Raw genomic sequence first — 3,573 nt, 5'->3', positions numbered from 1 at the left:
GGTCGGCACCACCGAAGCCCTGCTCAACTGGCTGCAACACGCCCAGCACAAGCCGGAGCTGTGGATCCAGGCTTCGGCCATCGGCTTCTATGGCGTGCGCGACGCCAGCCAGAGCCTGGATGAAAACGCCGAGCGCGGCGAAGGCTTCATGGCCGACCTGTGCGCGCGCTGGGAATCCTCCGCCGAACCGGCTACCCGCTTCGGCGTGCGCCAGGTGGTGCTGCGCCTGGGGATCGTCTTCGGTCCCGGCGGCGCCCTGAAGCCATTGCTGATGCCCTTCCATTTCGGCTTTGGCGGACGCATGGGCGATGGCCGGCAGATCATGAGCTGGGTGCACCGCGACGACGTGTTGCAGGTGATGGCCCGGGCCATGAACGACCCGTCCCTGTCCGGCACCTACAACATGGTGGCGCCGGAAGCGGTGAGCCAGGGCACCTTCGCCACTACTGTCGGCAAGGTGCTCAAGCGCCCGGTGTGGCTGCACGTGCCGGCTGCGCCGGTACGGGCCCTGGCCGGGGAGATGGCCGAGCTGTTCTTCGATGGCCAGAAGGTAGTGCCGGCGCGCCTGCTGCAGGCCGGCTACCGCTTCCGTTACCCAACCCTGGACGCCGCCCTGCGCGACCTGACCTGAGCTGAGGAATGCCCATGAGCAAGCCCCTGTTGTACCTGCTGGCGGGCAATGGCAGCGCCGCCGACTGGTGGGACGATGCCCTGCCGCACTTCCAGCGCTATCAGGTGCAGCCCCTGGAGCTGCCGGGGTTTGGCGACAACCCGCTGCCGCCCTGCCAGGACCTGGGTGAATACGCCGAGGCCCTGCTGGGCATGACCGAGCCGGGCCAGGGGATTGTCGCGGTGGGGGTCAGCGCGCTGATCGTGCTGCACGCCTTGCAGCGCCGCCCGGGGCACTTCTGCCGCAGTGTGCTGTTGTCGCCGGTGGGGGCCTTTCTCTGGCAACGGCGCTTGCCGGCGCTGATGTCGCCGCTGCCCGCGCGCTTGCTGATTCACGGTTTGCTCAGCCATAAACCGACGTGGTTTGCCGGCAAGTTCTCGCGCCAGCCGTGGAGCCAGGAGCAGTACCGGCGCATGGGCGCCGGCTATGGTCGGTGCCGGGCCTTCGTACCGCTGTGGGAGCAACTGCGGGCCGATACCGCGCTGCCGCTGCTGGAGTGGATCAAGGACCCGGTGCAACTGGTCTGGGGCGACCAGGACCGGCTGCTGGGGATTGCCCAGGCCGCAGCCTGGTCGGCCATCCTGGCCCGGGCCGACCTGCGGGTCAGCCTGCGGCCGGGCTGGGGCCATTACCCCTGGATCGATGCGCCGACGGCGTTCGTCGACTGGCTGGAGTCCGCCGACAACGGCTTCGTCGCCCACACCAAGGGCGGCCGCCTGCGCCTGGCGGAGCTGGCCGGCCAGCCGGTGCCCAGCGCCCTGTCCCTGGACAGCGCCAGCGACCCGCAGCTGCCGGCCCTGCTCGCCAGCCAGCCTGCGGCGCTGTGGGCGGTGCGTTCCTCCAGCTACGGCGAGGATCAGGCCGACTCGGCCAATGCCGGCTTGAGCACCACTTACCTGCGGGTGGCCAGCGAGCAAGTGCCCGGGCGCATCAGCGAACTGCGCGATGCCGGGGTCGAGGAAGTGGTGGTGCAGCGCTTTATCCAGCCGACCCTGTCGGGGATCGCCTTCGTCCGTCACCTGGCGGTGGAACTGGAGTGGGTCGAGGGCCATCTGGAAAGCCTTGCCGACGGTCAGGTCAGCCCGCAGCGGGCGATCCTTTCACGCCTGGGCGCGGCCTGGGAAAGCGGCCATTTCGCCACCACCCGGGGCCTGAGCGCCAGCGCCCTGTGGGATTTCCTGCAAGGGGTGCTCAAGACCTTCCACTACGTGCCCGGTGATGTGGAATGGGCCTGGGACGGCCAGCAACTGTGGCTGCTGCAGTACCGCCCCATCAGCGACTACGGCTGGCGCCGGCACCTGACCGCGGCCAATATCGCCGAGATCCTGCCACCGCAACCCAGCCGTTTCGTCGAGTACGGCCAGCGCCGCGCGGCGGCGAGCATTCCGGCGATCATGGCGCGCTGGGACGCCCGTGTACTGCAGGACAACGAGCCCTTCACCGCAGTGTTCGGCGGTGCTTCCTATATCAACAATGACCTGTTCCTGGCGCGGCTGGCCGACTGGGGCCTGCCCTCCTCCAGCTATGCCGGCGAGGTGGGCGGCGCCACCCCGCAGCTGCCCTTGCGGCCCCTGCGCCTGTTGCGCTCGCTGCCACGGTTCCTGCGCATGCAGCACATCGCCCGCGGCCACCTGCTGAGCCTGGAACCGGGCCTGCGGCGCTTCGACCGGGAGCTGGCGCAGTTGCGCGCCGCCGAGGCCGACGGCCAGCAACTGGCAGACTGGTTCAGCCGCTTCTATGTGTTCGTGGTGCAGGGCAACCTGTGCATCGCCACCGCCCTGGCCAGCAGTGGCGGCGCGCTGCTGGGGCGTCCGCCCACCGCCTACGACAACCTGGACAACAGCCCCCATCGCCTGCCCTGGGAAACCGACCCAGGCACCCCGCGTCCGCAGTGCGCCGAGTTGCCGTTGCAAGCCTTCCCGCACTGGAGCCCGGCCATCACCCTGGCCCACCGCCTGGGCTTGCCGGGCATGCGCGGCTATTACCTGCAAGTGCGCGAGTGGTACCGGGACAACCTGATGCGGATCTTCTTCCGCTTGCACCACGCCGTGCCCGAGGCTGATCGCGGCTACTGGTTCGCCCCCCATGAGCAGGTGCGCAACCGTGGCGGCAGCTTCTGGCAGGACGGCCGCGAAGGCAGCGAGCAGGCGGCTGGGTTCATGATCTACCCGGGCCAGGTCCAGGGCGTGCTGGGGGTCGACATTCTGCTGGAGGACACCCTCGACCCCGGGCGCCATGCCCACTATCAGCAGGCCCGGGCAGTGATCGCACGCATGGGCGGGCGCCTGTCCCACGGTTCGACCCTGTTGCGCGAACTGCGCAAGCCCTCGGCGGTACTGCCCCAGGTAGACCCGGCCTGGATCGGCCGCGAAGTGCTGTATGCCGACGGCCAACTGAGCCTGGTAGAAGGCTGAAACCCGCGCTCAAGGCTGCGCAATGCTGGCGAAGCGTTCGCGGTAGGCCTGGGGCGTCACGCCCAGGGCCCGCAGCACGCTGCGACGCAGGGTTTCCTCGCTACCGAAACCGCACTGGGCGGCGATGCGCTTGATCGGCAGGGTGCTGTCGGCCAACAGGCGCCGGGCGCATTCCACACGGATCAGTTCAATGGCCCGGGCCGGGGTCTGGCCGGTGTCGGCGCGGTAGTGACGGACGAAACTGCGCTCGCTCATTCCCGCCTGCTCGGCCAGCACCGGCAGCGTCAGTTCGCGGTCCAGGTGCTCGGCGATCCAGGCGTGCAGCCGGTCGAAACGCCCACCCTGGTTCTGCAGCGACAGGGTTACGCTGAACTGCGACTGGCCCCCCGGGCGCTTGAGAAACACCACCAGTTGCCGCGCCACTTCCAGCGCCACTGCGCGCCCCAGGTCGGCCTCCACCAGGGCCAGGGCCAGATCGATGCCGGCGGT

At 69.4% G+C, this 3,573-nt stretch carries 3 protein-coding genes; 2 read left to right on the top strand and 1 reads right to left on the bottom strand.

Annotated elements, in window-relative coordinates; genetic code table 11:
• Together F6S12_RS30480 and F6S12_RS30475 are read left to right on the top strand one after the other, a co-directional pair.
• Window positions 1–631, top strand: a 631-nt coding sequence (locus F6S12_RS30480) for a TIGR01777 family oxidoreductase (protein WP_315869743.1), incomplete at its 5' end; no start/stop codon positions are given.
• A gap of 14 nt (window positions 632–645) precedes the next feature.
• A complete protein-coding gene (locus F6S12_RS30475; RefSeq protein ID WP_315869742.1) occupies window positions 646–3,084 on the top strand; it encodes an alpha/beta hydrolase in 2,439 nt (812 codons plus the stop codon).
• A gap of 9 nt (window positions 3,085–3,093) precedes the next feature.
• On the opposite strand, the gene F6S12_RS30470 is transcribed toward F6S12_RS30475, so the two are convergent.
• Window positions 3,094–3,573: GlxA family transcriptional regulator (locus F6S12_RS30470; RefSeq protein WP_315869741.1), on the bottom strand; the 480-nt coding region annotated here is incomplete at its 5' end.

The sequence above is a fragment of the Pseudomonas sp. JV245A genome, assembly GCF_032424515.1.
GTDB lineage: Bacteria > Pseudomonadota > Gammaproteobacteria > Pseudomonadales > Pseudomonadaceae > Aquipseudomonas > Aquipseudomonas protegens.
Note: the sequence above shows the minus strand (reverse complement) of the source record. Positions and strands in the feature narration are given on the sequence as shown.

What these genes read in the sequence shown, in the direction of transcription:
- F6S12_RS30475 (WP_315869742.1), top strand. Translation starts at nt 646, where the DNA reads ATGAGCAAGCCCCTGTTGTACCTGCTGGCGGGCAATGGCAGCGCCGCC.